We start from the raw sequence: 19308 nt of genomic DNA, 5'->3' as shown, positions 1-19308 counted from the left end.
CCCATGCTGTCGTGCCGGGTGACGGTGCGGGCGACTTCCCCGGACGTCCCCGTTGGGGGTGTTGGGTCTAATGGGTCTGGTCGGTGCGGACGCGGTCGCGGCGGGGGTTCCAGCCGGCGCAGTGGGTGCGCTCCTGGCCGCCCGCGTCGCGCACGGTGATCTGCCAGACCGGCCACGTCCCGATGGGGCGCGGGCCGGGGTCGATGGCGACGACGTCGTAGGCGCTGGCCTCGTCGCCGTGGTCGTAGCGGCCGCCGACGACGCGGGGCCCGATCTGGGTGGCGATCCACTCCTCGTACGTCATCTCGAAGCCCTCCTCCCGGTCACCCAACAGCTCGGCGGGCATGGCGTTGCCGCACTCCTCGCAGTCGCTTCGCCCGCAGGTGGTCACGGTGCCGCAGGCGGCGCAGGTCCACGACGGGCGGCCGCACTTGTGGCAGGCGTCGTACGACGGCGGGTTGTCCGCTCCGCACGTGCACCCCCACGCGCGGCCGGCGCGCTTCGCGGCGGCGAGCTCGGTTTCGTAGGTCATGTCGCTCCTTGTCAGAGACGTTGGCCCTGTTGGGTCCAATAGGCCCAACAGATGGGTGGGGTTAGGCGAGGGCCGTGAGAATGCCGGCCGCAAGGGCGACGAGGGCGACGGCGGTGAGGTCGACGGCGAGGCGCAGTGCCGCGTATTTACGGCGGGCGATCTGGGAGATGTAGATGAGGTGCCCGGCCCGGTCGACGGGGCTTCGCAGGTCGTCGAGCACCTCGGTGGGCGTGCATTTCGACCAGTACAGGAAGCTGCCGCGGCGGGCGCCGCGCAGGCGGGGGCGGACGGCAGCCAGCAGGACGGTGAGGGTCGCCGCGATCAGGCTGGCGGTGCCGGTGCCGAGGAGGACACTGGCCTCGGCGGATAGGGCTCGGCCGGGCATGAACGCGAGGAGGGCGGCCAGCGGCAGGGAGAAGGTGCTGAGCAGCACACCGCTTTTGGTGTCGGTCCGGCTGATCTCGGCGAGCACGGTGGCGGTCGCGGCTTCAAGGCGCGCGTCGATGTCGGCGTCGGCGTCGCGTTCGGGCGCGGTCTGCTCCACGGTGTTGGGTGACAGGTGGATGCCCAGGCGGCCCAGGAGCACGGTGACGGTCACGGCGGCTCAGCGGACGTTGTTGTGGTTCTTGGCGAACAGGCCCTTGGTCGTGCTGGAGACGTTCGTCGTCTCCTGGCGGACCGTGCCGGCGTAGTGGTGGTGGTGCTCGGTGTGCGCGTCGGCCCTGGCTGCGCCGAGGGACCGCAGCAGCGACCCGACGGCGAGGACGAGGGCGACGGGGGCGGCCGCGCCGATGGCGAGCGCTGCGGGGTCGACGGTGCCGAGGGTGTAGAGGACGAGGCTGGTGGCACCGCCGAGGGGAAGGGAGGCAGCGCCGGCGGCGAGCATCACGCCGGAGACATCCGTCGCCTTCTGGGACATCGGCGGACGGCCCGGCTGGACGACCGGTGGAGTGGTGCCGACCGTCGGGAGTGGCGCCGGGTCGCGGTACGACGTCGGCCCGTACGCCGCGTCGATGAGCTGGCGGGCGGCCTCGGCCTCGTCGTTGGTGAGGGGGCGGTCGGCGGCGGGGCGGTCGTGGTCCACTGGGGGCTCCTTCTTCGTCGCGTTGGGGAAGGGTGGCCGGGGCCCGGAGGCGTCATCTCCAGGGCCCAGGTGCGGTGCTGGGGTGCTGCTACAGCTCTTCGGCGTTGAGCGACCAGAAGTGCGTGATCGGCGGCGCGTAGGTGCGACCGCTGGGGGCGCGGGCCATCATGCGCGTCACCGCCTGCTCGACCACGAAGTCGTAGACGGTGCTGCGGGTGGTGCCGGGGTCGACGGTGATGACGTCGTTCGCGGTGACGAGTCCCACGCCGGGGATCTCCAGGGTGAGGACGTAGTGGAAGTGCCTCACGCGGCGTCACCGTCCTCGGCGCGCCAGGTCCACGCGTCGCCGTCGGCGGCGGCCCGTTCGGCGGCGTCGGCCAGGAGCGCCGCGGTTCGGGCGTCGGCCGGCTTCATCCGGTTGCGGGCGAGGCGCCGCAACGGCGGGGCGAGCGTGGCGACCTGGGCGGTGGGGATGCTGCGCGTGGTGCCGGCGGGGGAGCCGGCCGCCTCCCGCAGAAGCTGCACGACAAGCTCGCGCTCGTCATGGTGCAGCAGGTAGGCGTATTCGGCGACGGAGAGCAGGACCCGCGCGGGGTGCCGGTCCTCGCCGTAGAAGTCGCCGCCGTGACTGGTGACCAGAGCAAGGCGCGATGCCTCGGTGGTGGGCATGGTGCGTACCTCCTGAGCTGAGTGGTGGTGCTCGGTTAGCTGGTGAGTTCGGTGCAGGTGGCCGTGTCAGGCGGGGTGGTTGGGGCAGCGGTCTTCGAGGCGTCCGTTGCTGCGGGGGCGGCTCCAGCCGCGCTCGATCCTCAGCAAACGGCGCAGTTCGGTGTGGGTGTAGGGGATGTGGCGGACGGGCCAGTGGCCTTCCGCGTCACAACCAGGGGCGTCGCAGCGGACGACGAGGTAGCTGTCGGCGCTCATTCGCTGGTGAGTTCGTTGTAGGCGGCGGTGATGTCGGCTTCGGTGAGGCCGTCTTCGGCGACGGCGTTCAGGACGAGGTCGAGGTCAGCGCCGGGCATCATGTCGAGGAAGGTCTTCACGCGGTCGCGAGCGGCCGCCTTCTTCGTGCCGCCGCCGCGGCGGCGGCGGCCGGTGCTGCTCTCGCCGGCGCCCTCTTCGGCGTCGGGGTCGGGGGCGTACCAGTCGTCCAGGAGCGGGCCTAGTCCGGTGGTCTCTTCGTCGGTCAGGCGCCCGATGGTGTCGGGGAAGAGGTCGGCGAGGACCTGTTCGCGGTCGTCGCCGCCGAGGTCGACGTAGAGGGTGCGCATGAGCACGGGCTTGCCGCCTCGGACGACCCAGCCGATGCCGCCGATGCCCTGGGCGTCCTCGGGGTCCTCGGCGCCGTCGGCGATCTGCTGGAGGGTCAGGGTGGAGCCGCCGTACTCCTGGGGGAGCGGCTCGGGCATGTCTTCGGCGCTGATCAGTCCGTTGAAAGCGCGGCGGACGGCGCTGACGTCGCCCACGTTGAGGGTGATCTGCCGGCCGTTTAGCCGGAGCTGGTTCCGCATCGTGCTGGTCTGGCCGTCGTCGACTTTGCCGTCCTGACCGGAGACCTTGATCCCGATGCCGTATTTGCGGCCCTGGACGGAGATGCGCTCACCGAGCTGGGTGATCTCCTGGCCGTAGCGGGGGCATTTGGTCGCCGCGTTGAATTCGTCCAGATACAGCGACAGCCTCCCGTAAGCATTGTCGGGGGCGCCGGGGATCCAGTCGTGCCCGACCTTCTGTCCCATCCGGCCGCGGATATCCATGAGGGCGACAGCCGTGCGCAGCAGGCGGACCATGTAGAGGGTGCCGAATCCGAGCCGGTCGACGTGGGCGCCGGCGAGGCGGAGTTTGGCGTCCTCGGTGGCGGCGGCCCCCCACACGGTCGCGCCGTCGAGGGAGTCGGCCGCCATGTAGACGATGACGAGCTGCGTTTTCCCGGAGCCGGAGGCGCCGAGGAGGAGGGCGTGGGCGGCGCCGCCGGGCAGGTAGAGGCGGCCGTTGACGGGGCGCCCGTCGAACGCCGTCCCGGCGCGGAAGAAGCCCTCACGGTTGGGGGTGATCAGTTCCCGGGTGGCGTGGACGGTGTCGGCGAGCGGCGGCTGGTCGAAGACGGAGACGAGGAATTCGTTGCCGCGGTCGGTGACGAACACCCGCATCTCGTCGGTGTCCGCGCCGAACGCGGTGCACAGCTTGCGCATGTTGATGCGGACCGGTTCGGACGGGTCGTCCATCTTCGCGAAGTGGTGCACCACGCCGGGGCGTTCGGCCTTCCCGGTGCGGGTGGATCCGGGGGCGGCGCCCTGCTCGCGGCCGATGTTGTGGGCCCACCAGTCGGCGTCGGTCTGCGGCTTGTCGCGCTCGGCTTCCCAGGCGTCGGGGGTGACGGCGATCTCGGCCCAGCCCGGGCCGCCGGTCGACTCGATGATGGTGACCGCTTCGGCGTGCACGCCGAAGGCTGCGGCGACGTCGCGCTTCTTCAGCTCCGGGACGGGCTTGCCGTCGGGGGCCTTCACCAGCGCGGTGAAGTCGAGGCCGTCGGGGCTGTGGCGAATCACCTTGTACAGGCGGGTGTCGCCGGGAAGGGCGGCCCGCTCCCACATCGCGCGGATGGTGCGGGTGAACTCGTCCGCGTCGTCCTCCGGCCCGCCCTCCGGCTCGCCCTCGGGCTCGGGTTCCTCGATGGCCTCCAGGACCTCGACGGCCTGGCGCAGGGGGCGCCCGGAGCGGGACAGCGGGGCGAGCAGCGCCATGGAGACGCCCCAGCCGCCGGCGATCAGGGCGTCCCATCCGGCGCCCGGCAGGTAGAGGGCGGCGCCGTCAACGGCGGCCGCGGACAGGAAGGGCAGCGCCCGCATGCTGGTCTTCAGCGAGGACGCGTCCAGGTTCTGGGCCTTGCGCCAGGCGCGGGCCAGGCCCAGGCCGGCGGCGCCGGCGATGGCCGCGTGCGCGCCGAGGGTGGCCGGGGTCAGGTCGGCGTTCGGCAAGATGGCCAGGCCGATCGCCGCCCCCAAGTACGTGGCACGTTCCAGGTAGACGCGGCGCGGGGTGCGCCGCGGGACCGTGACGGTGGCGATGGTCGCCATCAGTTCCTCCTTCGGGTCGTTCGGGATCGCGACAGAACACAGGGGGGCGGGCCCGAGCGGGCCCGCCCCCCCCTTGTGCCGTCGCTCGGGGAAGTAGCGGGGGTTAGTCCTCGTCGAAGAAGCCCGGCTTCGGGGTCTTCGTCGACCGGGTGGTACGCAGCTCGTCCAGCGGGCCGTACTTGCTCTTGTGCCGGGCCGCGGCTTCCTGGGCCGTGCTGCCGACGTCGGCCGCCGCGTCGCGGGTCTGCCTCGTGTCGATCACGACCCCCCACAGCAGGGTGCTGATGGCCGAGGTCATCTCCACGTAGCGCGCGTCGCCATCGGCGTCGTCCAGCAACCCTGCGGTCTCAGCGGCGAACAGGGCGTTGCCCTTCATCACCGCCTGCACATCAGCGAGGGCGTCACAGGCGTTCTCCATCGCGGCGGCGATGGTGCGCAGGGTTCGCTGGAGCGTGGTGTAGCTGGTGTCGCTCACGTCAGTCCTCCAGGTGGTGCGAGGCGGCGGACGTGGATGCCAGCCCCGCGTCGTTCTTGAGGTCCTGGTCGCGCCGGTAGTCCGCGTTGACCGCGCGGGCCGCCATCCGCGTCTGGTCATACGCCTCCTCGCAGCTGCGGGACATGCGCTCTGCCCGGTACGCCAGGAGGGCGGCCTCCTCCATCATGGTGTCCATCAAGAGGAGCAGGCCCGGGTCGTTGACGTTGTCATCGCTCGCCACGGCCTTGAACATCGCGGTGAGCGCCTCGTTCGCGTTGCTCATGATCTCGGCGGTCTCCGCCGCCTTCTCCTGCGCGCTGCCCGTACTCAACGCGATCCGGGACATCCGCCCCAGATAGCCGCCGAGGTTCAGCTCAGTTCTGTGCTGGACCGCGACGGTCCCGCCGGAGGTCCGGACCTCCATACCGCTCATCGTCGTCCTCTTTGTCGGGGGTGGGTCCGCCGCGCGGGGGGTGTCGTCGGCGGGGGTGATGGGACCGTCCGGCTCGGGGTCGGGGGCGCTGGTTCCGGGCCGTTCGGTGTGCGGCTCCGGCGCCTGCGGCAGCGCCCGCTGCCCGGTCGTCACCGCGGGCCGCTCCGTGGCTGTCGGGTCGTCCCGCGTCCACAGGAACGGGTCCCTCGCCGGCCCGGTGGCCCGGCGCGCGGACGTGGCGGCGTCCTCCCGGTCCATGAAGAAAAGGTCGTCCGGGCCCGCGAACGCGGATTCCGCCTCCGGGTCACCGGCCGGCGAGGACGTCTCCTCACCCTCGTCGGTAGGCGTGGAGGTCTCGGACGCCTCCTTCACGAACCCCGTGTCGTCCGTGAAGAAGAGGTCATCCGGGCCCGCGAACGCGGATTCCGCCTCCGGGTCGCCCGCCGGCGAAGAGGTCTCCTCACCCTCGTCGGTAGGCGTGGAGGTCTCGGACGCCTCTTCCGCCTCGCCCTCGCCGCGCTTCTCGTCGTCCTCGTCGTCCTTGTCGAGGCTGATCACCGGCTTGTCCAAGTCCTCACGACGTTCCTTGAGACGTCGCTCCAACTCGTCGGCGACGGCCTCCGCGAGGGTCTTGTCCTGGGTCTTCGCCTCTTCGGCCTTCTTCGCCGCCCGCTCGTCCTTCGCCGTGCGGTCGGCGTCCTTGCGCGCCTGGTCCCGGTCCTTGGACCGGTCGGCCAGATCCGCGGCCTGCTGCGCTGCCCGCCGCTGGTCCCGGGCCGCCTGGCGGCCCGTGGCCCGCTCCTGACGACCACGGGACCTCTCCAGAGCGGGTGTCGATGAACCCCCAGGCTTGCCACCGCCACTCTTGTCCGACCCCGAGCCGTTGCTCTTCCCCCCGGACTTCCCGTCCCCGGGCTTGCCACCGCCGCCCGAGCCGTTGCTCTTCCCGCCGGGCTTCCCGTCCGGCTTCCCGCCGCCGGACCGGCCGTCCCGCAGCTTCGCCCCGTCAGCGCCTGACGGCTTGCCCTTGCCGTTGCCCTCCGGCTTCGGCTTGGGCTTGCCATCGTTCTTGCCCAGCCCGCCGCCGTTCTTCGGGGCGGAAGTGTTCTTCGAGGCCCCGGTGCCGGAAGACCCCGAGCCCGAAGACGGCCCCGGCTTCCCGCTCCCCGCCCCCTTACCTCCGCCGCCCGACCCTGCGGATCCGCCCGAGGGCACGGTCTTCTGCTGCGCCTGCGCCTGGCGGAGCTTGTTCGCCAGCTCCTGCATCTTGAGCACATGGCCGGCCCGCTGATCCGCGGTAGCGACCTTCGCCTTCATCTTCGCCTCGCGCAGCGGGGCGCTTTCGGTGTGCGCGTCCGCCCGTCGCTGCCGCCAGTCGTCGATCGTCGTGATGACGGTGCGCAGCACGGCCAAGGCGACGGCGAGCGGGGCGGCCGCGGCAAGCGCTCCCGCCCCGGCAGGGGGTTCGGCGGTCGCGGCCGGGCTGGAGCGGAAGGTGTCCGGGAGCCCGGGCATCGACGTGGTCGTGCGCGTCGCCTCGCCGATCCGGGCGGCGTCATCCGCCGCCGAGACCCGGTCGGGTACAACCGGGAGTTCCAGCGTGGTCTCCTCCGGCGTCTCCTCTACCGGGCCGACCCGACGGGGCGGGGGGAGAGGCGGAAGGCCAGGAGGACCGACCGGCGACGCCGGCTCCCTCCTTGTCGGGAGGTGGTGGACCACTCCCTCGTCATCGTCAGACATCCATTGCTCCTTGACAGAGAGTCACGATCTCGTGTACGCGCGCGCGTGTCCGCGCGTCCGCGTGTCCGCGCCTCCGGTTGGGGCCCGGATCAGGGGCCCAACTCGGGGGTTGGGGCCCCTGACCCGCCCACGCGGTGGTTACGTTCGGTAGTGGTTGGCGAAGTGCTCCAGGAGCCGCGCGAGTTCCGCGACGGCCTCCGGGTTGCCCTGCCGCTCCTGCTCCTTGGCGACCCGGCGGGCCTCCTCGGTCCAGGCGAGGACGACCCCCCAGGCGCCGAGGCGCTGGGTGTAGTCCTCCAGCCGGAGCTGGTGGTGGGCGTCCTGCCGGAGCTGGCGGGCCTCGGCCCGCGTCATCGGCCGAGTCGCCGCCATCAGGCGCCCTTCCGCAGGTCGTGCAGCGACGCCGGAACGCCCTTGTCCTGACCGGTCTTCTCCTCGGGCTTCTGCGTCAGCGCGCCGGCGGTCTTGTTGAGCGACTTGGCCGCCAGCTCGCCCAACGCCGCGCTACGGCCGGCCTTCGCCAGCGCCTTGGCCCTGCGCTGCTCGGGCAGCGCCTGGACCAACGCGCTGTGGTCGGCGTGCGCCAGGAGCAGGGCCTCCAGGGCGGCGTACTGCATCTGCGCGCCCTTGACCAGGCGCTTTGCCTGCTTCTCCAGCTTGCGGGACCGGCGGGCGCTCGCCCTGAACCGGTCACCCTCAATGTGCTCGGCGCGGTATTTCGCCCGGATCGCGGCCAGCAGGTCGTCATACACCTCGTGGTCGGTGCCGTGAGACCGCCGGCGCTCCTGGACGAACGTGGCCAGCGCCTCCGGACTCAACAGGTTGGACAGGTCCATCAGGGTCTCCTTCTCGGGGGGCCCGCCCACAAAGGCGAGCGATGAGCGGGCCCAGCCCGCGACGTACGTACCGGCCGGCCGCCGTACGGCCGTCACGGGGGGAGGTGCTTGGCGGTGTCGGCCGGGCTCAACAGCCCCGCCTCGTTCAGCAGCCGTACGGCCCGGTCGCGGTTGCAGCCGAGCGCCGTACGGGCCGCGTTGACGGTCACGAACCCGTCGTCCGTACGGGGCAGCTCCCGCAGCGCCGCTACTGCCGCAGCGTCCGTACGGGCTGCGGGCGCAGAACCCGTACGGGCTGTACGCGCATTGCCCGTACGGGGCGCCGTACGGCCGTCCGTACGGGGCCGAGGCGTACGGTCCGTACGGTCTGCCGTACGGCCGTCCGTACGCTCCTCCCGTACGGGCGGCGTACGGTCCCCGTACGCCGTCGTCGTACGGTCGCCCGTACGGGCCGGCTCCGTACAGGCCGGCTCCGTACGGGCCGTACGGTCGTCGTCCGTACGGGACGGCTCCGACTCCGTACGGACCGCATCCCCCTCGCCGTCGCCCTTCTTGTCGGCGGGCTTCATGAGCTTGTGGACGCGCCAGACGACCGCGACGAACATGATGCAGACGGCGATGATCAGCAGCTGCTGATCATCGGCCTCGGGGGTGGCGAGGTGGTAGGTGATGTTCGCGCTGAGCATCAGCAGCAGCGCCGGGTACACGTCCCGCTCGCGCTTGAACGCCACGACGCAGTAGATGTCGATGCAGACCGGCAGCAGCGGAGACCAGGGGCCGAAGCCGACCATCATGGCGAGCTTGTACTCGCCGCTGGCGGCCAGACCGATGGCGGCGAACAGCGCGCACCAGACCATCAGGTCCCAGAACATCCGGGACATGCTCTGCTTCCGCTTCGCCCACGTGTTCTTGCGGGCAGCCGCGGCACGGGCCCTGCGCAGATCGGACTCGGCGCTGCGCTGAAGCTTCTCGGCCCGCTTGGTGGCCTCGACCGCCTCCTGCATCACCTGCGTCTTCTCCCGCGCGGCGTCGGCGAGGATCGCCTGAGCCGCCTTACGGGCCTCGGCCTCAGCGTTACGCCGCATCTGCGCGGCCTCAGTCTCCAGCCGGTCGCGCTGCACTTGGCGGTCGCGTTCGTGCTGCTCGCCCAACTCGCGGAACCGCTCCTCGATCTCAGCGCGGGCCTCGGCAGCCTCCTTGCGGTGCTGCTCCAACTCGTCCTCGATCTCCGCCCGCCGGGCGGCGAGTTCCTCGTCCAGGTCGATCCGTGCCCGGCGTCGAGCTAGGTCGAGGTCGGTGTCCAGCGCGGCGCGAGCCGCGGTGATCTCCCCGGCCTGCTGCTGCGCCTCGCCGAGGATCCGTGCCGCGTCCGCCAGAGCGGTGCGGTACGCGGCCTCGGCCGAGGTGCGGCGCATGTCGACCAGTTCGACCGCCCGCTGCTCGGCGTCGGCCAGCAGCAGGCGGGCCTGCTCGTTGGCGGCCGCCGTGACGTCCTCGGCCGTCTGCTCGGCTTCCGTGCGCGCGGCGTCAAGGAGTTCCTTGGCCTCCTGATCGGCGGCGGCGCGGAGGGTGTCCGCCTCGCCGCCGGCCCGGTACAGCCGGTCTTTCGCCTCGTCAGCGGCCTCGGCCCTGATCTGCTGGGCCGCCTCGTCGGCAGCCTGTCGGATCGTGTGAGCCGTCTCCTCGGCGTGCTCGCGCAGGAGGGCCGCCTCCTCGGCGGCCTGCTGGCGGGCGAGGGCGAGGGTGTCAGCGGCCCGGTCCATCAGGTCAGCGGACCGATCGCGCATGTCCGCGATCCGGGCCTCCGCCTCTTCCCGCACCTCCGGGCTCGGCGGCACGGGCGCCGCCGGCTCGGAGCTGCGGCGCTGCGGCGGGGGCATTGTCTTCGGCGGCGGCTTCGCGGCCGCCGTCTTCTTCCGGGTGCTGCGGGTGCCGGTTCGGGCCGCCACGCCAGCGCTCCTTTCGTGCAGGAGGTGGCCGCCGGGAGGCGGCCACCTGGTGTAGTGCGGTCCGTTTCAGTGCCGGTGGAGTCGAGCGGCGAGCCGGTCGACCTCGCCTCGGACCCGGGCACCGGCGTGGATGATCCGCTGACGGATCAGCAGGTCGCCGCCGTAGCGCAGGCGGTCGTCCGCCCGCCGGCCGGGCCCGACGAGGACGTAGGCCAGGTGGTAGTCCAGCCACGTCGTCCGCGGCCCGCGGATCGCGGACGCCAGCGTGGTGACCGCGTACAGGACGGCCGCGTAGGCGATGACGGCGACCGCCGTCGTACGCCGGTAGGCCCTGGCCCCCAGGCCGCCGATCGGCCCGTGGGCCAGGGCGATCTCCAGCAGGTTCTGGTAGACCTCCAAGTCGACCGTCGACCACGTCTCGACGTCGCCGTGCTCCCGGCGGAACTGCTCGACGGCCATCACGGGGCTGGCCATTTCGGTGCGAGGCATCCTGTATCCCCTCAGTCCTGGTCGTAGGGCTTGCAGGGGTCGGTGTCCTTGTTTCCGCACCAGTCGCAGCCGGTCACGGGGCCGGCCATCTCGGTGGAGGTCATCGGGCTTCTCCCTCAGTCGCGGCCGTGCTGGAAACGGCGCCGGCGGGGCCGGGGCCGTGGGGGTCGATGCCGAGCGTCTCGGCGTGCTGGAGCAGCAGGCGGGAGACCTCGCGGACCGCGCCGGCCGGGTCGCTCGCGGACAGTGCCAGCGCGAGTTCGGACGCGATCTCCGCGACGTGCGCCCGGTACAGAGCGGCGGCCACGGACTCGGCCACCAGCCCGACCGCGGCGGTCTCGGCGTTCTGCACCGCCGTGTCCCGCTCGCGCTCCGTCTGCTGGAGCCGGCCGGCCTCGGCGAGTTGGTCAGCCGCCGGCCGTTCCAGCCGCTCCATCAGCTCTTGGATCTCGCCCGCGAAGTCCGGCGCGGGCAGCCGCGGCAGCGACTTGGTGCGGATCTTCCAGCCCTCGGCCGGCCCGTCGGAGCCCTCGCCCACCTCGACCCAGTCGTCCCACGGGAGTCCCGAGGCGACCATCGCCGACTTGGGGTCGCGGTACACGCTGTGCACCACCCCGTCGTTCACCAGGACCGATACCGGCGCTTCGGCCGCCTTACCGGTGTACGCCAGCGCGCCCAACAGCAGAGTCGTCAGCCGGTCAAGGTCCGCGGTGCGGATCTCGGCGGCCACCCGCTCGGTACGCAACTCGGCGATCGTCTCCGCCAGGTGCTCGCGGACCTCGTCCTGACCGGCCAGGTCGACGCGGTAGGACTCAATCGCGGCCACAGCCGCGGCGAGGTCGGTGCGGAGGGCGGAAGCGAGTTCCGCGCCGACCTTCAGGGTTCCGAGCGTCGACGTACGGATCAGCCGGACGGGCAGACGCGGCTTCATCGACGGCCTCCGACCCCGGAGACCGCCTGCCCGTGACGCCGAAGCTCGGCCTCGGCACGCCGTCGGGCCTCTTCCGCCTTGCGAACGGCCTCAGCAGTCTCCGACTGCTTCTTCGCGCTCACAGCAGCGTGGAGGGGTCGACGGTGGCGGCGCCGGTCAGCACCGCAAGCTCCTGCGAGGTCGCCCAGCCCTCCGGGATGAGCACCCGGAGCTGGACGGTGCCCTGGAACATCGTGCCGCAGACGGCGAGGCGTCCGCTCGCCAGCTTCCCGGGCCGTGCGTCGTCGATCTCGGCGAGCAACACGAGCAGAACGCTCTTGGCGGCGGGGGTCACCGTGATCGTGGCGATGATGCTCGACGGGGCCACGGTGAACTCGATGTTCAGGCCCAGCCGGGCCAGCTTCTGAACCTGCTCGAACAGCGGGAACGCCTCGGCCGTAGCGTCGGTCAGCTCCTCGGTGAGCCCGATGTGGTCCAGCGGCAGGCCGGACGGCATGATGGTCATGCGGATCAACTCCCTGTGAGTTCTGGTGGTCCGTGCAGACCCCCGGCACACATGGCGGTGCAACGCCGTGCCGGGGGTCGCGCCGTCTGTACGGCGCGGTGAGCGGACAGGGACTCGCACCCCGGCCCCACCCCTGGGGCCCACTGAAAATCCGCTCTCGGGCTGCCAGCGGCCAACCCCCCGCTCAAGACCTCACCGGCTGCAAATCCGCTGGTGAGAGGGTCATCTCGTCCCGAAAGACGGCAGGGGCGCCGCGCCCGAATTTCAAGTCCACTGTTCAGTTCTCAAGCTGCAGTCGCTTCCTTCAGGCCGCCATCACGCGCTGCCCTCCGGGCTGAGAGCCACGAAGCCCTCGTTGCCTCAGCTCATGCCAAGGTCCTCACCTCTGTCGGTTGCCCGGTCAGCGGTGCACGAGAAAAGGTATACCACTAGCGCCATTTATCGCTAGTGGTAGCGACACTAGTGGTTGTGAACTACCCTTACGCGTACACCGCTGCACCCTGCAGGTGCAGCGCTAGGCGAGGAAAGGAGGATGGACATGTCCGAGAAAGTTGGGTACGCCGAGATCGCGGCGCACTACCGCCGGCAGATTCAGGACGGGACACTGCCCCCAGGCGAGACGATGCCGTCGCTTCGACAGGTCTGCGAACGGTTTGGCGTTGCACAGACGACTGCCAATCGCGCATACCGAATGCTCAAGATGGAAGGTCTGACTCTCCCTAAGTCCGGCGTCGGCACCGTTGTCGCTGGCCCCATCAGCAACAACATCGCGTCCCGAGTTGCCATGCACGAGAGCACGGGGAAGGCGCTGGGCGGCGGCGAGACGTCACAGATCTTGGAAGTAGGCACCACCGGCGCTGACGAACTGGTGGCTCCGCGGCTCGATGTGGCCCCTGGAACGCCGGTCCACGTTCGTCGTCGCCTCGTGAGTCGAGGTGGTGTACCGGTGCACCTAAGCAGCTCCTACTACCCGGCTTACGTGATCGCTGTGACGCCGGAGCTCACCGAAACCGTGTCCACAGGCGGTTCCCGAGAACTCGCCGCGGAGCGGCTAGGTGTGGCCCAGCAGCAGGTGCTGGAAGAGGTCACTTCTCGCTTCGCCACGGAGTCTGAGAAGGCCGCCCTTGGCCTGACTGCCGGGGACGTCATCGTCACCCAGGTGGTGCGCACCGTGACCCTGACGGATGACCGCGTCGTGGAGGTGGCGGTGAAGGTCACAGGAGGGGCAACGATCCTCCGGTGGTCGACTTCACTCAGCGCTCGTACATGAGTTGAGGTGCCTCAACCACGCCCCGCCCTTGGTGTCGTCGCTCTCGTGCCCCTGGCGCACCAGGGGCACGAGAGTAGGGGTCTGCCGGCTTGAGCCTGGACAGGCCACCAGCCGTCCCGACACACCCAGAATCCACTGGGAAGCACATGCCGGCGGTGGCGAGGAGGATGATGGCCCGCGAAACGCGAACAGGCCCCCGCGGGGGCCTGTCGGTCGCGCTCGCCGGTTGTGGAGGTCGGCGCCGCGATCAAGCACCTGAGAAGGAGGTGCCTGCGATGCGCAGGCTACGCGTGCCCACTGACGGTGGGCCAGCGGAACACCGCGACACGCCGACAGTTGTCAGTGGCGCCCGTCTTGCGGGACGGGTTCGCAAGTTCTCTCCTGGCAGACGGGAAACGGCACCGTTCGCGTGCAGGATCAGGTACAACATCACACCGGTGCCCGGCACGACCGCCGGGTGTACCGCCACCTCATACCAGTTGGTCGCCGGTTTCCCCAACCGGCGGAAGGGGACGACCATGGTCGCCATGTACGCGCGCGCTCCGTAACGCCGAGAGCCGCCCACCTGTTCCAGCAGGTGAACGGCTCTCTCACTGCTCACGACTCGCATCGGCCCACGAAAGCCACTGATCCTGAGTCGTACGTCGGCGGTAACGCCGGGCTCCCGACCCCTCGGGGCCCGGTCACCACCAGCCAGGATAACCGGCCAGCCAAGGTTTCCGCAGCACCGCTCGTGGACCTGTCTAGTTAGCTGGTGATCATCACCGACGTGCGGCTCTCTACCCCGATTGGGAGAGTTCGCACCCCATGCACCGCCCCCTCCGGCTCGCCTCCGCGGAGCACGCGACGCTAACCCTCGCGGCCGCGTACGAAGGCGCCGTGACGAAGACTTCTAAGCAAAAGTGCGCCCTGACCTGCCCCGCCGCCCCGGCCCAGCTCGCCGCCGAGGGGGTGGCCCGATGAGTACCCAGGGCCAGGCATGGGTCGACAAGGTCGGCATCGAGGGCTGCAAGAACTCCGGTGAGCTCCTGGTCCTCATCCGCGTGGGCAACCACGTCGGCGGGGACATGCGCGGCTGCTTCGCGAAGGCCGCGACGCTCGCCAAGGAGTGCCTCATGGGCGAGTCGACGGTCCTCAAGCACCTGCGGAACCTCAAGGCCACTGGTGTGCTGCTGCCGGGCGACGAGAAGCTCGTCGACCACATCCGCGCCGACAAGCGTCCGCCCGTCTACGACCTCGCTGGCGGCCACGAGACGGGATGCCCCGGCGGGCACCCCTCCGACGTGCTCTGCGAGACCGTCATGGCGACGGGTGTTCAGATCAAGCACCCGACGAAGGGAGCACCAGCCACGGGTGCTCGATCTGAACACCCGCAGAAAAAGCCCAGGTCAGCGGGTGCTCGATCTGAACACCCGACCACTGATGCGGGAGTTACGGGTGTTCAAATCGACGCGTCACGGGTGTTCAAATCGAGCGGTAGAAGTAATAAGGAAGTGAAACTTCCTCTCTCTCTACCGGCCGGTGGTCTGAACGGTCTGCTGTTGCCGGGCTCTTCGGCCCCGAAGAACGAGAGAGAGAGCGATGCTTCGCTCGACAAGCCCGCGGCTTCCGCCGCTGCTGCTGCTGCGCTGGTGCCGCCCCCCCGCCCTGAGCCGCATGGTCAGGCCCAGCCGACGCAGCTGCAGGTGGACCTCAAGACGGTCATGGATGCGTACATCGGTGCCCTGGGCGTCTACCCGACGCCGAGCACGGCCGCACGGATCAAGGCTGACGCTGAGGCTCTGCTGGCGCTGGCCTGGCCGGTGGAGCACGTCGCGAAGCTCGCCGGGCAACTGCCGGGCCTGGGCTATACCGACCTGTCTCGGCACGCGGACCACAACCCGCCGCCGGCGCCCAAGGCTGCCCGGCCGTCCGGGCCTCCGAAGTGCGAGCGGCACCCGGCGTACGGCGAGGGCGACTGCCCGCCGTGCGTGATGGCCGAGCGCGAGCGCCAGCGGCGCGGGAAGTCCGCTCCCGCGTCCGTCGATGGCGCTCGGCTGCTCGCACGGCTCCGCGCCGGTCAGAACGCCTGACCGTCCAACCGACGCCCGAACACGGCTGCGGCGGCCACTCCCGTCAAGAACCGGCCGCCGCAGTTGGAGAACCCCCGAAGGAGATCCACATGTCCATCGTCGCACCCGCCGGTCCCGCCGACGGCGCAGACGAGCCCCGACGCCGCGGCTCCGCCGACGGTTTCGAGCGGGTTCCTCCGCAGGACCTCGATGCCGAGCAGTCGGTCCTCGGCGGAATGCTGCTGTCCAAGGACGCCATCGCCGACGTGATCGAGGCCCTGCAGCCCAGGGACTACTACCGCCCGGCCCACGAGACGATCCACCACGCGATCCTGCACCTGTACGGCCAGGGCGAGCCCGCCGACCCGATCACCGTCGCCGCAGAGCTCACGAAACGCGGCGAGATCACCAAGGTCGGCGGTGCCTCGTACCTGCACACTCTGGTGCAGGCGGTGCCCACGGCCGCGAACGCCGAGTACTACGCCGACATCGTCCACGAGCGCGCGGTGCTTCGGCGGCTGACCGAGGCGGGCACCCGCATCACCCAGCTCGGCTACGCGGGTGAAGGCGAACTCGACGAGGTCAAGAGCGCCGCCGAGGCCGAGATCCTTGACGCGCTCAAGGGCCGGGAGCAGTCCGCCGGCTACGCCCCCGTCAGCGAGGACGTGCCTGCCTTCTGGGACCGGCTCGACGCCCGGATGAACGGCACCGCGAAGATGACCGGCCTGCCCACCGGGTTCGCCGACCTCGACTCGCTGACCAACGGCTTCAGGCCCGGCCAGTTCATCGTCATCGGCGCCCGCCCCGCCATCGGCAAGTCCACCCTCGCCCTGGACTTCGCCCGCGCGGCCTCGGTCAAGCACGGCAAGACCAGCGCGTTCTTCTCGCTCGAGATGGGCCGCGAGGAGATCGCCAACCGTCTCTACAGCGCCGAGTGCACCGTCGCCCTGCACCACATCAACGCCGGAACGGTCACCGAGGATGACCTCAACCGCATGGTCCGGCGCACGCCGGACATCGAGGAAGCGCCCCTGATCGTGGACGACTCGCCCAACTTGACTCTCATGGAGATCCGCTCGCGGGCCCGCCGCATCAAGCAGGCCCGGGGCCTGGATCTGCTGATTGTGGACTACCTGCAGCTGATGCAGTCCGGCAGCAGCCGCCGGGCGGAGAACCGCCAGCAGGAAGTCTCGGACATGTCCAGGAACCTCAAGCTGCTGGCCAAGGAGCTGGAGATCCCGGTCATCGCGCTGTCCCAGCTCAACCGCGGCCCGGAGCAGCGCACCGAGAAGCGACCGGTGATCTCCGACCTGCGCGAGTCCGGCTCGATCGAGCAAGACGCGGACATGGTCATGCTGCTGCACCGCGAAGACGCCTACGAGAAGGAGTCCCCGCGCGCGGGCGAGGCGGACATCATCGTGGCCAAGCACCGCAACGGCCCCACCGCGACGATCACCGTGGTCTTCCAAGGCCACTACAGCCGGTTCGCGGACATGACGACCTCCTGAAAATCGTATGTGTGTGCGAATGTGGCCCATCCTGTGCCGTGCCGTCCGGCGGGCCGCCAGGATGGGCCCGCGACCGACCCGAGGGGAACCATGACCAGCAGTGCCGTGAGCGACCAGCCGAGCGAGGGCCGAAAGAAGTACCACCAGATCGAGCAGGGCGACTTTCCCGACGTGGTGGTGGTGCCCTCCTCCGTGATCAACGATCCGGAGGTCTCCCCGAACGACCTCGGCCTGTACGTCCGCGCCCTGCACTACATCGCGCTGCACTACGGGCCGTACGACCTGGACGAACTCGTGACCTTCCTGACCGGTGGCCGGATGGGGCAGCGCGCCGACGGCAATGAGGCCGCCCTCCGCGCCGGCCTCCAGCGCCTGGCGGACGCAGGACACCTGCAGCTCACCTTCCCGGCCGCCGTGGCGAAGCCGATCCGCTGAGCCCGCGACGCTAACCGCAGCGGGGTGGCAGGGTGCCGCCCGTCTCGTCACACAGACCGCCCCCGGCGCACCTTTGTGTCGGGGGCGTCGTGCGTCCCGGGTACCCCGCGGTACCCACCCTCGTGGGGATGCGCCCGACGCTGTTCCGATTCGGAACGGGAGCACCGTTCCGATTCGGAACGCACCCGCTGTTCCGATTCGGAACGCGCGCCGGCCCCCTGCCCCGTCTCTGTTAACAGGCCGTTGCGCCCCCTCTCCAGGGCCGATGGGCGCGGCTAGTCCCGCGCCCATCACCCCAGCTCAGAGCCCTTCTCCGCCCCGCCCTGGCCCGGATGATCACGACCCCCTCACGCTGGAAGCGGAGCAGTAACCCGAGCCGGCGGCGGCGGCGGATTGCCGGGAAGAGGCGGGGTCATGCGCCGGACAAGACCCGTCGGTAACTAGCGCAAGGGCCTGTTAATAGCCCGTTGGAAGGGGGCGCGGCCCGTCACCCATTCGGGTGACGGGCCGCGCCGTGGGGCTGACTCTGAGAAAGAACATGCAGGTCAGAACCAATAAGGAGCCCTCCGGGCACGACCCTCCAAGCCCCATCGGCCCCGCCGATGAACACAGACGCGCTTCGCGCGGCGACCTACAGGAGCAAGGCGGCGCGTCCCTGAGCGGCGCTGTGCGGCTCTCAGGGACTGATCCGCACTCCCCGACGTCGACGTCGAGACAGGCTCCCAAAGGCCCCTTCACGCCCCGTCTCGGGGCTGTTCCGCAAGATCCCTCGGCCCCGAGCAATCGGCATCGCAGCAGACCAGACCGCATATGCGGTAGATCATCCGCATATGCGATGTTGCCCGAAGGAACGCGCGACGTCGCGACGTGGCTCAAGCCGGGCTGCGTGGTGCACGCCGTCGCGTGGCCGACTGGTACGGCGTCGACGACCAGGAGCAACTGGAGGCGCCAGCCGACGACGTCCTCGACGCCGCGCTCCCCCTGCACAAGCTCCGACGGATCTTCGGCTTCCTCGGCGCCGAGGAGCCCGCCGGCAGCAAGGCCACCGCCCGCGACGAGGTCCTGGCGCTTCTGGGCGAACTGCGCGCCGCCTGCACAGCGTCCAAGCGCGGGCAGGGCAGCCCCCGAGCTGACACCTCGACGTCACCGCCCGCCACGCCGTCGACGGCAACCCCGACGTCAGCCCTATCAGTCCCAACAGGTCTAACCCCCTGCCGTGGGAGGCGCCGTGGACGGCGAGAAGCCAGCCAGCCGCATCGGGATGCCGTTCACCGTGGCGATCGCCGGCATCCAGGCGGCAGCAAGGAGAAATCGAATCCGCAGGCGCACCGACCCCGCCATCGTGGACACTCAGCGCGTTGACCCCGCTACCGAGAGGAATCGCCCGATGGCCACCTGGGGAGCCAGCATCGTGATTGCCGAACCCGCACCCACCGCGGCGCGCCCGGCCCGCTACCTCGCTCCGAAACTCGATCCCGACGAGGCGAAGGAGGCCGCCGAGATGACTCCCATCGCCTTCCTCCTCCTGTCCGTCCTCTGCATCCTCGTCTTCGGGGGCGGCGGCGCCGGCGTGGGGTCCATCGCCGCGTCCGTCTTCGGCGAGAGCCTGCGCGTACCCGCCTGGATCGCCTTCGACGTGGCGATCGTCATCAGTCTCACCCTGTCGTACTCCCTGACGGCCCGCTACGGACTGCGCTTCCCCGACGAGCACCAGCGCCTGCGGAAGTTGGCCGAGACGGGCAACGTCGCCTGGTCCTGCCTGCCAGAACCGCAGAAGGCCGAGAACACCGAGCGGCTGCGCTCGATGAACGCCGCCGCCCGCCTGCTCGTGGTCAACTCGAAGAACGCCGAGGCCAAGAAGGTGCTGGAGCAGACCTCCCAACACCTCAACGACCTGGCCCTCGCCGTCCTGCCTGCACAGCGGAAAGCAGAGGCCGCGGCGATCGAGCCCGTCGGACCCAACGGGTCCGACTGAGAACCAGCCCCACAGCGCCCC

Annotated in this window: 21 protein-coding genes; 6 read left to right on the top strand and 15 right to left on the bottom strand. The window is 70.5% G+C overall.

What is annotated here, in order from left to right; translation table 11 throughout:
• Positions 1-67: 67 nt before the first annotated feature.
• The 15 genes from ACH4E8_RS34380 to ACH4E8_RS34310 all read right to left on the bottom strand — a co-directional run bounded on the left by ACH4E8_RS34380 (position 68) and on the right by ACH4E8_RS34310 (position 12048).
• Entirely contained in the window at positions 68-532 is a 465-nt protein-coding gene (locus ACH4E8_RS34380) for a hypothetical protein (protein WP_398455581.1), read from the bottom strand.
• 61 nt (positions 533-593) lie between these two features.
• Entirely contained in the window at positions 594-1130 is a 537-nt protein-coding gene (locus ACH4E8_RS34375; RefSeq protein ID WP_398455579.1) for a Pycsar system effector family protein, read from the bottom strand.
• Positions 1131-1136: 6 nt separating this feature from the next.
• On the bottom strand, positions 1137-1616 hold the full coding sequence (locus ACH4E8_RS34370) for a hypothetical protein (protein WP_398455577.1): 480 nt from the start codon (positions 1614-1616) through the stop codon (positions 1137-1139).
• Between the two features lie 88 nt (positions 1617-1704).
• A complete protein-coding gene (locus ACH4E8_RS34365; RefSeq protein WP_398455576.1) occupies positions 1705-1923 on the bottom strand; it encodes a hypothetical protein in 219 nt (72 codons plus the stop codon).
• Positions 1920-2285 (bottom strand): hypothetical protein, encoded by a 366-nt coding sequence (locus ACH4E8_RS34360; protein WP_398455575.1) that lies wholly within the window; start codon positions 2283-2285, stop codon positions 1920-1922. Before ACH4E8_RS34360 ends, ACH4E8_RS34365 begins: the two co-directional genes overlap by 4 nt.
• A 66-nt stretch (positions 2286-2351) precedes the next feature.
• On the bottom strand, positions 2352-2540 hold the full coding sequence (locus tag ACH4E8_RS34355) for a hypothetical protein (protein ID WP_398455573.1): 189 nt from the start codon (positions 2538-2540) through the stop codon (positions 2352-2354).
• Positions 2537-4690 carry a hypothetical protein gene (locus ACH4E8_RS34350; protein WP_398455572.1) on the bottom strand — a complete coding sequence of 718 codons (2154 nt, stop codon included), beginning with the start codon at positions 4688-4690 and terminating at the stop codon, positions 2537-2539. The genes ACH4E8_RS34355 and ACH4E8_RS34350 overlap by 4 nt, the downstream gene beginning before the upstream one ends.
• 103 nt (positions 4691-4793) lie before the next feature.
• A complete protein-coding gene (locus ACH4E8_RS34345; RefSeq protein WP_398455570.1) occupies positions 4794-5165 on the bottom strand; it encodes a hypothetical protein in 372 nt (123 codons plus the stop codon).
• Between the two features lies 1 nt (position 5166).
• Complete coding sequence (locus tag ACH4E8_RS34340; protein WP_398455569.1) at positions 5167-7338, bottom strand: hypothetical protein; 2172 nt, start codon at positions 7336-7338, stop codon at positions 5167-5169.
• 138 nt (positions 7339-7476) lie between these two features.
• On the bottom strand, positions 7477-7710 hold the full coding sequence (locus ACH4E8_RS34335; protein WP_398455568.1) for a hypothetical protein: 234 nt from the start codon (positions 7708-7710) through the stop codon (positions 7477-7479).
• Positions 7710-8174, bottom strand: coding sequence for a hypothetical protein (locus ACH4E8_RS34330; RefSeq protein ID WP_398455567.1), 465 nt, complete (start codon positions 8172-8174; stop codon positions 7710-7712). The genes ACH4E8_RS34335 and ACH4E8_RS34330 overlap by 1 nt, the downstream gene beginning before the upstream one ends.
• A 92-nt stretch (positions 8175-8266) precedes the next feature.
• Positions 8267-10123 carry a hypothetical protein gene (locus ACH4E8_RS34325; protein ID WP_398455566.1) on the bottom strand — a complete coding sequence of 619 codons (1857 nt, stop codon included), beginning with the start codon at positions 10121-10123 and terminating at the stop codon, positions 8267-8269.
• Between the two features lie 66 nt (positions 10124-10189).
• Entirely contained in the window at positions 10190-10612 is a 423-nt protein-coding gene (locus ACH4E8_RS34320; protein WP_398455565.1) for a hypothetical protein, read from the bottom strand.
• Positions 10613-10712: 100 nt separating this feature from the next.
• Entirely contained in the window at positions 10713-11543 is an 831-nt protein-coding gene (locus ACH4E8_RS34315) for a hypothetical protein (protein ID WP_398455564.1), read from the bottom strand.
• Between the two features lie 118 nt (positions 11544-11661).
• Positions 11662-12048 carry a hypothetical protein gene (locus ACH4E8_RS34310; protein WP_398455563.1) on the bottom strand — a complete coding sequence of 129 codons (387 nt, stop codon included), beginning with the start codon at positions 12046-12048 and terminating at the stop codon, positions 11662-11664.
• 538 nt (positions 12049-12586) lie between these two features.
• On the opposite strand from ACH4E8_RS34310, the gene ACH4E8_RS34305 reads away from it, so the two are divergent.
• The 6 genes from ACH4E8_RS34305 to ACH4E8_RS34280 all read left to right on the top strand — a co-directional run bounded on the left by ACH4E8_RS34305 (position 12587) and on the right by ACH4E8_RS34280 (position 19287).
• Positions 12587-13318: a GntR family transcriptional regulator gene (locus ACH4E8_RS34305; protein ID WP_398455562.1), complete on the top strand. Its 732-nt coding sequence runs from the start codon at positions 12587-12589 to the stop codon at positions 13316-13318.
• Between the two features lie 807 nt (positions 13319-14125).
• Positions 14126-14281, top strand: coding sequence for a hypothetical protein (locus ACH4E8_RS34300; protein ID WP_398455560.1), 156 nt, complete (start codon positions 14126-14128; stop codon positions 14279-14281).
• Positions 14278-15390, top strand: coding sequence for a helix-turn-helix domain-containing protein (locus tag ACH4E8_RS34295; RefSeq protein WP_398455558.1), 1113 nt, complete (start codon positions 14278-14280; stop codon positions 15388-15390). The genes ACH4E8_RS34300 and ACH4E8_RS34295 overlap by 4 nt, the downstream gene beginning before the upstream one ends.
• Before the next feature lie 89 nt (positions 15391-15479).
• The gene (gene dnaB, locus ACH4E8_RS34290) at positions 15480-16877 is read left to right on the top strand and encodes a replicative DNA helicase (RefSeq protein ID WP_398455557.1); all 1398 of its coding nucleotides are present in this window, start codon (positions 15480-15482) and stop codon (positions 16875-16877) included.
• Between the two features lie 90 nt (positions 16878-16967).
• The gene (locus tag ACH4E8_RS34285; RefSeq protein ID WP_398455556.1) at positions 16968-17312 is read left to right on the top strand and encodes a hypothetical protein; all 345 of its coding nucleotides are present in this window, start codon (positions 16968-16970) and stop codon (positions 17310-17312) included.
• A 1387-nt stretch (positions 17313-18699) separates the two neighbouring features.
• Positions 18700-19287, top strand: a complete 588-nt coding sequence (locus ACH4E8_RS34280; protein WP_398455555.1) for a hypothetical protein — start codon at positions 18700-18702, stop codon at positions 19285-19287.
• The last annotated feature ends 21 nt before the right edge of the window (positions 19288-19308 follow it).

Source organism: Streptomyces sp. NPDC017979, assembly GCF_044328175.1.
Classification (GTDB): Bacteria; Actinomycetota; Actinomycetes; order Streptomycetales; family Streptomycetaceae; genus Streptomyces.
The sequence above is the reverse complement of the archived record's forward strand: the minus strand, read 5'-3'. Positions and strand labels throughout refer to the sequence as shown.

What these genes read in the sequence shown, in the direction of transcription:
- ACH4E8_RS34355 (WP_398455573.1), bottom strand. Translation starts at nt 2,540, where the DNA reads ATGAGCGCCGACAGCTACCTCGTCGTCCGCTGCGACGCCCCTGGTTGT.
- ACH4E8_RS34320 (WP_398455565.1), bottom strand. Translation starts at nt 10,612, where the DNA reads ATGCCTCGCACCGAAATGGCCAGCCCCGTGATGGCCGTCGAGCAGTTC.
- ACH4E8_RS34310 (WP_398455563.1), bottom strand. Translation starts at nt 12,048, where the DNA reads ATGACCATCATGCCGTCCGGCCTGCCGCTGGACCACATCGGGCTCACC.
- ACH4E8_RS34315 (WP_398455564.1), bottom strand. Translation starts at nt 11,543, where the DNA reads ATGAAGCCGCGTCTGCCCGTCCGGCTGATCCGTACGTCGACGCTCGGA.
- dnaB (WP_398455557.1), top strand. Translation starts at nt 15,480, where the DNA reads ATGTCCATCGTCGCACCCGCCGGTCCCGCCGACGGCGCAGACGAGCCC.
- ACH4E8_RS34305 (WP_398455562.1), top strand. Translation starts at nt 12,587, where the DNA reads ATGTCCGAGAAAGTTGGGTACGCCGAGATCGCGGCGCACTACCGCCGG.
- ACH4E8_RS34295 (WP_398455558.1), top strand. Translation starts at nt 14,278, where the DNA reads ATGAGTACCCAGGGCCAGGCATGGGTCGACAAGGTCGGCATCGAGGGC.
- ACH4E8_RS34335 (WP_398455568.1), bottom strand. Translation starts at nt 7,710, where the DNA reads ATGGCGGCGACTCGGCCGATGACGCGGGCCGAGGCCCGCCAGCTCCGG.
- ACH4E8_RS34285 (WP_398455556.1), top strand. Translation starts at nt 16,968, where the DNA reads ATGACCAGCAGTGCCGTGAGCGACCAGCCGAGCGAGGGCCGAAAGAAG.
- ACH4E8_RS34330 (WP_398455567.1), bottom strand. Translation starts at nt 8,174, where the DNA reads ATGGACCTGTCCAACCTGTTGAGTCCGGAGGCGCTGGCCACGTTCGTC.
- ACH4E8_RS34360 (WP_398455575.1), bottom strand. Translation starts at nt 2,285, where the DNA reads ATGCCCACCACCGAGGCATCGCGCCTTGCTCTGGTCACCAGTCACGGC.
- ACH4E8_RS34380 (WP_398455581.1), bottom strand. Translation starts at nt 532, where the DNA reads ATGACCTACGAAACCGAGCTCGCCGCCGCGAAGCGCGCCGGCCGCGCG.
- ACH4E8_RS34280 (WP_398455555.1), top strand. Translation starts at nt 18,700, where the DNA reads ATGGCCACCTGGGGAGCCAGCATCGTGATTGCCGAACCCGCACCCACC.
- ACH4E8_RS34300 (WP_398455560.1), top strand. Translation starts at nt 14,126, where the DNA reads ATGCACCGCCCCCTCCGGCTCGCCTCCGCGGAGCACGCGACGCTAACC.
- ACH4E8_RS34350 (WP_398455572.1), bottom strand. Translation starts at nt 4,690, where the DNA reads ATGGCGACCATCGCCACCGTCACGGTCCCGCGGCGCACCCCGCGCCGC.
- ACH4E8_RS34340 (WP_398455569.1), bottom strand. Translation starts at nt 7,338, where the DNA reads ATGTCTGACGATGACGAGGGAGTGGTCCACCACCTCCCGACAAGGAGG.